General features: G+C 29.8%; 6 protein-coding genes and 1 pseudogene. 3 read left to right on the forward strand and 4 right to left on the reverse strand.

The window, feature by feature from the left end; genetic code table 11:
• Positions 1–62: 62 nt before the first annotated feature.
• The 4 genes from alr to murA all read right to left on the reverse strand — a co-directional run bounded on the left by alr (position 63) and on the right by murA (position 6,529).
• Entirely contained in the window at positions 63–1,166 is a 1,104-nt protein-coding gene (alr, locus tag Q0J90_RS12045) for an alanine racemase (protein WP_297278146.1), read from the reverse strand.
• Between the two features lie 197 nt (positions 1,167–1,363).
• Positions 1,364–4,243 (reverse strand): methyl-accepting chemotaxis protein, encoded by a 2,880-nt coding sequence (locus tag Q0J90_RS12050; RefSeq protein WP_297278147.1) that lies wholly within the window; start codon positions 4,241–4,243, stop codon positions 1,364–1,366.
• A 108-nt stretch (positions 4,244–4,351) separates the two neighbouring features.
• The gene (flgF, locus tag Q0J90_RS12055) at positions 4,352–5,200 is read right to left on the reverse strand and encodes a flagellar basal-body rod protein FlgF (RefSeq protein WP_297278148.1); all 849 of its coding nucleotides are present in this window, start codon (positions 5,198–5,200) and stop codon (positions 4,352–4,354) included.
• A gap of 51 nt (positions 5,201–5,251) precedes the next feature.
• Positions 5,252–6,529, reverse strand: coding sequence for a UDP-N-acetylglucosamine 1-carboxyvinyltransferase (gene murA, locus Q0J90_RS12060; RefSeq protein ID WP_297278149.1), 1,278 nt, complete (start codon positions 6,527–6,529; stop codon positions 5,252–5,254).
• A gap of 149 nt (positions 6,530–6,678) precedes the next feature.
• Between murA and Q0J90_RS12065 the strand changes: the two genes are divergently transcribed.
• The 3 genes and pseudogenes from Q0J90_RS12065 to Q0J90_RS12075 form a co-directional block, all read left to right on the forward strand.
• Entirely contained in the window at positions 6,679–7,536 is an 858-nt protein-coding gene (locus Q0J90_RS12065) for an aldo/keto reductase (RefSeq protein WP_297278150.1), read from the forward strand.
• Between the two features lie 31 nt (positions 7,537–7,567).
• On the forward strand, positions 7,568–8,161 hold the full coding sequence (locus Q0J90_RS12070) for a DUF1349 domain-containing protein (RefSeq protein WP_297278151.1): 594 nt from the start codon (positions 7,568–7,570) through the stop codon (positions 8,159–8,161).
• A 68-nt stretch (positions 8,162–8,229) separates the two neighbouring features.
• A pseudogene (locus Q0J90_RS12075) lies at positions 8,230–8,545 on the forward strand (DNA polymerase III subunit gamma/tau); the annotation flags it as partial.

Here is an 8,545-nt window from a genome sequence, read left to right on the forward strand (position 1 = left end):
GATGACGCCATTAATTTGAGATATCATTTCAACCATTTTTTTTCTCCCTAAAATTAATTTATTTATATATAAAGTCTTTTAACTCTATATCCTATATTTACCAGCACCTCATGGCTTATAGTTCCAATTCTTTCCGCCATTGTTTTAGCATTTAATTTTTCATCATCACCAAATATTAAAACCTCATCTTCCGATTTAATATTATCATTACCTATGTCCACAATAATTGTATCCATACACACTTTTCCGCGTAAAGGATAATATTTACCATTAATCTTTACTTCCCAATTATTAGATAATTTTCTTGATATTCCGTCAGCATAACCAATAGGTATAACAGCAACTTTAGTATCATTGTCTGCTGTCCAAGTCATACCGTACGAAACTGTTTCTCCTTTATTTACCCTCCTCACTAAACCAACTCTTGATTTTAAATTAAGCAGCGGTTTTACTTTTATATCAACTGCATCAGAATAAGTATATCCGTATAGTATGATACCAGCACGAACCATATCAAAATAAGTATCTCTGTATGAGATTAATGCTGCTGAATTTGCTGTATGAGAGTTATTAATACTTATATTATTAGCTTTTAAATTAGATAAAACTTCATTAAAAATATTAATCTGTCTTTTGGTAAACTCCTTTGCATAATCATCTATCATATCAGCACCGGCATAATGGGTATTGATTCCCTCTATGCTTAGAGTATTGTATGATAAAACTTTTTTTGCTAAATCTAATACATCTTCCGGCTTAGCACCCGTCCTATTTAATCCGGTATCAACCTTTATATATAAGCTTAAGTTTCCGCCGTATTTTTTCAAATAATTATCATAATACAGAAGGCATTCATCATTACTAATTATGGGAGTAAGATTATATCGGCAAACTAATTCCGATTCATCTTTAAAATGCTGGAATAAAACTATTATTGGAAGCATTACTCCGCTTTCTCTAATAATGATACCCTCCTCAACAGTGGCAACCCCCAAAGCATCTGCTCCAAATTTCTCTGAAGCATTAGATATAGGAATTATGCCATGTCCGTAAGCATCTGCTTTAACTATATTAAGTAACTTTACTCCATTTAACAATATGCGTATATTCTGCATATTATTTTTTAAATTACACAAGTTGATTTCAGCTGTAGTATAACGCGACATATCCAATCCAAAACATATTATAAATTTTAGTATAACTATTTTTTTATGTTTGTCAATAAAATTCATTTTTTTTATTTAAAATCATATTTGTTGTGATAAAAAATATCTTTATGTTCCAAATAAAAAAATAAGCGAAGTATTTATATTTTACATATAATACTTCACTTATTTAAAAAATATCAATATTATATAAATTTTTATCTGTCAAACATCTCTGGGTTTTGAAAATCTTCTTTAAGCATTTCTAAAACCTCTTCATTATTTTTAAATCCTTCATTATCATGCTTAAACTCTTCTTCAAGACTCTTAAGCTCCATATCCATTCTCTTATCTACATAATAATTATCAGAAGACATATCAATTTCAATATTATCTTTTTCTTCAATTTTATCAGCATTAGTAACAAATTTAGTCATAAACTCATTGAATTTATTAAATATCTCATTTAATTTAGCAGTAGCCTCGTAGAACTCTTTATTTCCCTCAACTGTCTTAACAGATAATTCATTAAGGAATGTCATAGCATGTACAACCTCTTTAGCTCCCTGACTATTTGCCTCAATAATATCAGATACCTCTCTGGTTATCTGGTCAAGTAATGTAATTTGACTGTCCACCACATCACCGCTGTTCATCTGCTCTTTAACACTCTCTTTAACACCTGTTGTAATGTTATTTAAGTGTCTGATAGTTTCAAGAATATCTCTTCCTCCAACCTCTAATTCGCTGTTTGCTGTATTAATTTCAGAAACAACTCTTGCTGTATTTTCAGACATATCAAGTATGTTATCAAGCGATTTACCGCTGTTACTAGCAAGCTCCACTGTTTCTTCTATTCTTTTAGTAATAGCTTTAATAATGTTTGTAATAGATTTAGTGTTATCAGCTGTGTGCTCAGCCAAAGATCTAATTTCGTCAGCAACAACAGAGAAACCTCTTCCTTGCTCTCCGGCATGCGCTGCCTCAATAGCTGCGTTCATAGCCAAAAGGTTAGTCTGCTCAGCAATACCCTGAATAACGTTAACTATCTCTTTAATCTGGTCAGAACTTTCCTCAATACCTCTAACCGCCTCAATAACCTCATCTACTGTATCACCGCCGTCATGAGCATCTACAAGTAATTTTTTAGAGAAACTGTCAGCTTTATTTACACTTTTTGCCACAGATGTAATATTGGATATCATCTCCTCAATGGAAGCTGAAGTCTGTTCTACAGCTGATGACTGACGCTCCATATTATCATTAATTTTATAGATTGTCTGTAATAATTCCTCTACAGCAATGGAAGCCGATGAAAATGCATGTCTTTGCTGATCTGTAGAGTTTGTAACATTCTGTATTGAGTTAATTATATTATTAACACTTGCAACACTTTCTGTAATACTGGAGCTTTGATCATTAATTCTATTTGTATTCTCATCAATAACTTTTTCTATTATTTTTATTTCATCAAAAACTTTATAACTTTCTAACTTTAAATCTCCTATTAAAGTATCAAGTCTGGATAAGAATAAATTAAAATTATATATTAAAACTCCTATTTCATCATTATTTTTTGATGAAATTCTCTTTCTCAAATCACCATTTACACCAATAAGAGCCTCTGTAGATATATTAGCTTTTTTAATTGATAATAATAAGAATTTAAGAATAACTATATATATAACAAAGGCTAAAACAAATACAGCTATATGTAAAGAAACATATAAGAATATTCTGCTGTCCATGTTTGATTCTACTATAATAGAATTGATATCTTTATAATATAAAGCTATCAATTTTAATTCTTTCAAATAAGAAACTATTACTATGGAATTATTATTAGCTATAGGTATATTTACTACGGAATCAAAAATGTTATTTTCTAGATTATTTTCAAATTTTTCAATATATGAACTTAATTCTACAGAAGACTGTATTACCTCTGAAATTCTTTCTGAAATATATCTGCTGTCAGAACTCAAAACGATATCTCTGTCATTAACTCTATAATAAACATAAGACCATTTAGATAGTATTTCATTATTTTTAATCATTTTTCCTATATGGCTGATATCTGCTTCTGTTATAATATAACCCAAATCATTACCAAATAAATTTAATTTTGAATAGGAAGATATATATATACTGTTTCTATCATATACATTAACGTTAAAAGCTATATTGTTAACTTTTATATCATTTTCTAAGAATGTATGCATACTTAATGAATCTGAAGATCTTGTTAAATATTTTCCGGATGTACCATCTTTAGTTATGGATATAGAATAAGGCAAGTCTGTATCCAAATATTTATCATATATATTAACAGAAATACTGTTATAATTATTATTTAGTGTATTGTTATAATATGGAAGTTTATTAACAAATTCTTCCTGAATAATGTTTCTTGTTATAGTATCTCTTCCTGCATACATACTCAATACAAAGTTATTATAAGAAATCATATCTGATCTTACTTTATTATTAAAATCACTTATATTTCCGGCTACATTAAGAACTTCATTTAAAGTTTCATTACTAACCATATTAATATACGTATTTTCTTCAACTCTGCAGTAATTTAAAAGAAAAGCAAATACTATAGAAGAAAAAAACAAATAAACAGTGAGTCCCAATTTGGCAGTTAATGGTATATAAAATGTTACTACATTTTCTTCTAATTCAAAATTTTTAGAAAACATCCTAAATAGTAATGAAACTATAAAAGATAATAGACATGCATTTATAGTTGCTGCAAATAAAGCTATTAATATAGTATATAAAAATGATTCATTAACTACTGAATATATTATTAATTCTAAAATACTTCCTGCAAGTGAAAGTATAAAAAATACAAATATTGTTTTACTTGCAAATTTTACTTCTAAATTGGCTCTCCATCTTCTGGAATATTTAAAAAAGAAAATAAAGGAAACTACAGCCAAGACAATTTTTATACCATATATTGGAGGAAGATCCCTATATATGATAAACATAAACGCATTCCAAAATACTATATCAATTAATAAGTATATAGGAATAATAAAAAGTCTTAATCTACTAATAACATGTTGTTTCAATTTATCTAAAACCATAATATCCTCTATATTGAATAATAAATAATATGCAAAGTATATGATATACTATTATATATTATCGTATGTTTTTTATCAAAATTTATTTATAATAAAAGTATAAGTTTATTATACTCTGCCTACTTCATTTATTACTCTGCCTATAAGCGTATCATGAGTAGATATGGTTTTAGAGTTTAATTCATAGGCTCTTTGAACCTCTATCATTCTAACCATTTCATTTATAGGATTAACATTGCTCATCTCTAAAAATCTTGATAATACTTTAGGTCTGTCTACACCTTTTTGTGCTATATAGGCAGGACCGCTGATATCAGTATCTACCCAGAAAGATTCGCCTTCTTTTTTTAAATATCTTTCATTATCAAATCTTACTATCTTTAAAGTATCAAGTATTTCTTCATCTTCCCATTCATTGTCATTAAGCTGTACAAATGTATTGCCGTCCTGATATCTTCTATTGATACTTACTCTGCCTTCTTCATCTATATTAAAGTTATTAGTCTTAATTTGTATATAACCGTTTTCTCCAAGAACTTTATATCCATGTTTAGTTACAAGATAATGATCTTTATCTATTAAAAAGCTTCCATTTCTAGTATATCTCTCACCATGAGGAGTTTCAATTGCAAAAAAGCCTTTATCAGCTAAAGCTATATCAAGCTGATTGCCTGTTTCTCTTAATGAACCCTGTTCCCATTCTGTAAAAACTTCATTAACTTCAACACCTGTTCCCATTCTGCCTACATAAGGTCTTATATCTGTAGAACCAAGCGGAAATATTACAACTCCGTCATCTTCAGTTCTTGCAGCCATCATCTCTGGAAAAGCCTTAAAACTTACTGTATCTCTTTTGAATCCCGGTTTATCTACATTTGCCAAATTGTTGGCAACAACATCAAGTCTGGCTTGCTCAGCCATCATTCCGCTAGCACCTGTATATACGCCTCTTACCATTATTAATCCCCCCTGATTAAATATTATCTTCTATATATTATTAAGAGATATTTATAAAATATCATCTTTTAATTTTTTAGTATTTATATTAATACTTTTCAATTTATTTTCTAAATCTTCATAGCCTCTTTCTATATGATATATTCTATGAACATTTGTAATTCCTTTAGCAACAGCACCGGCAGCAACTAAAGCAGCACCAGCACGTAAATCACTTGCCTGTACATCTGCTCCTGATAATTCATTTCCTCCGTTTACAACTATATCAGAAGTATTTAACTCAATATCAGCCCCCATACGAATAAGCTCTGGTACATGACTGAATCTATCCGGATAAATGCCTTCTATAAGCTCACTTTTACCCTTAATTGTACAAGCCAATGTTGTATAAATAGCCTGTAAATCTGTAGGAAATCCAGGATAAGGCAAAGTTTCTACTTTAAATGGCTTCAATTCTCTATTGGAAGCATCTATTTCTATAGTAGTTTCTGTAGTTTTTATATCACAGCCTATATCTGAAAGCAAATCAAGAACGCAAGTTAAATGTTTAGGTTCTGCATTCTCTAATTTTAATTTACCTCTTCCTGCAGCAGCTATAGCTAAAAAAGTTCCTGTTTCTATTCTATCCGGTATAACAGTAAATTCTGCTCCATGAAGACTTTCAACGCCTTCTATAGTTAAAGTATTAGTACCGCCGCCTGTAATTTTTGCTCCCATAACATTAAGCAAATCTACTAAATTAGTACATTCCGGCTCCATAGCAGCATTTCTTATAATAGTAGTTCCTTTAGCTAAAGCAGCTGCCATCATAACATTATCAGTGCCTAATACTGTAGGTCCGAACTTGCCGGATAAATCCATATCAGCACCAATCAAATTGTCTTCTACTCTGGCATCAATATATCCTGCTGTTATATCTATTTTAGCACCTAATGCTTCCATTCCTTTTAAATGCAAATCTATAGGCCTAGGACCGAAAGCACATCCGCCTGGATATGATACTTTGCAATGCTTACGTTTTGCAAGCAATGGTCCTAATACTATAATAGAACCCCTCATTTTTTTTACTAATTTATAAGGAGCTTCCTCACTTTTACCATTATGAGATATTATTACAGTAGTATTGTTTTTAAAATCAACTTTCTTTCCCAAAGGCTCTAATATATCTATAAGAACATGAACATCAACCAAATCCGGAACATTATGAAGTATAACAGGCTCATCTGTTAAAATGGATGCCACAAGAAAAGGCAAAGATGCATTTTTAGAACCTGATACCTTTAATACTCCCCCGATATTGTTTGAACCCTCTATCATATATTTATACATATATTTCCGCCTTTTCTTAAAGAATAAAAATTCTGCTTCCAATAGTTTCGGTATTATAAAAAAATGCTTAATAAATTTTAATTATATACATATATTTTTTAGTTTTTAATATATTATATAAATGACAATATCAATAAAAGGAACAATATATGAAAGATTTTTCTAGTTTGAATGATACTTTTACCCTAAATAACGGATATAAAATACCATGCATAGGATTCGGTACTTGGCAGACACCTGACGGAGATACAGCTGTAAATGCAGTAAAAGATGCTGTTAAATTAGGATATAAACATATTGATACAGCAGCAATATATGGAAATGAAGTTAGCATTGGAAAAGCAATCAAAGAAAGCGGTATTAACAGAAATGAATTATTTATTACAAGCAAAGTTTGGAATAAAGAGAGAGGATATAAAACAACATTAGCTGCTTTTGATAAAACTCTTAATGACTTGCAGCTTGATTATCTCGATTTATATCTTATACATTGGCCTGCTTCACAAAATCAGTTCAAAGACTGGGATAATATCAACTTAGAAACTTGGAAAGCTATGACAGAACTTTATAAAGCCGGTAAAATAAAGTCCATAGGCGTATCAAATTTCATGCCCCATCATTTAAAATCATTAATGGAAACAGAAGTTAAGCCTATGGTTAATCAAATAGAATTTCATCCTGGTTTTATGCAGGAAGAAACAGTTAAATACTGCAATGATAATAATATATTAATAGAAGCATGGAGTCCTCTCGGTACAGGAAAAATGCTTAACAACAGCACATTAAAAGAAATAGCTGCTAAATACAATAAATCTGCTGCTCAGCTTTGTATAAGATGGTGTTTGCAAAATAATACATTGCCTCTTCCAAAATCTGTAACTTCTTCACGCATAAAAGAAAATACAGAAATTTTTGATTTTAATATAAGCGATGAAGACATGAAAATTATAAATTCTATGGAATACTGCGGGGGTTCAGGACATCATCCGGATAAAGTAAGTTTTTAATCATACAAAATATAATATTCAGGAAAATAAAATGAATAAAAAATTTTTAGATGAAAAATTATTTTGGATAAGAGAACCTAAAAAAACAATAATTGATAATGAAAAAATAGAAATATACACAGAACCTAATACAGATTTATGGCAAAGAACATATTATGGTTTTCAAAATGATAATGCCCCTGTTCTTCAAACCAAAACAAAAGATAAATATTTTTCATTTATAGTAAAAACAAAATTTGAAAGCGTACATCGTTTTGATCAATGCGGAGTAGCAATTTATATAGACAGTGAAAATTGGTTTAAGGCATCTGTAGAATATGAGAATGAAAATTATCAGCGTTTAGGAAGTGTTGTTACAAATAACGGTTATTCTGATTGGGCTACTCAAGATATATCCTCTTCTATAAAAGAAATGTGGTACAGATTGAGCAGAAGAGAAAGAGATTTTTTAATTGAATGCAGTGAAGATATAACAAATTTTAAACAAATGAGAATATTTCATTTATTTAAAGCTGATGATGAAATAAGTTTTGGAATATATGCATGCAGTCCGGAAAACTCATCTTTTAAAGCTGTATTTACTGATATGCATATAACAGAATGCAAATGGCAGGAGCATAAATAAAAATTGACAAATAATAATTGTTTGTTAAAATTACTCAATATCAAATTCACTAATGGAATACTATAAATATGGCAGAAAATTATAAAGTAATAGCAAGAAAATACCGTCCTCAAACTTTTGAAGAAGTTATAGGTCAGGAACATATAACAAAAACAATATCAAAAAGTATAGCTCAGAAAAAAATAGCACATGCATATCTTTTTTCAGGTGCTCATGGTGTAGGTAAAACTTCTCTTGCCAGAATTATAGCCAAAGCATTAAACTGTGTTAATGGCCCTACTGATAAGCCTTGCGGAGTTTGTCCTTCTTGTACTCAAATAGAAAACGGTACTCCTCTTGATGTTATAGAAATTGACGGTGCAAGCAACAGAGGTATAGAAAATA

The organism is uncultured Brachyspira sp., from assembly GCF_944390595.1.
Taxonomy (GTDB): Bacteria; Spirochaetota; Brachyspiria; order Brachyspirales; family Brachyspiraceae; genus Brachyspira.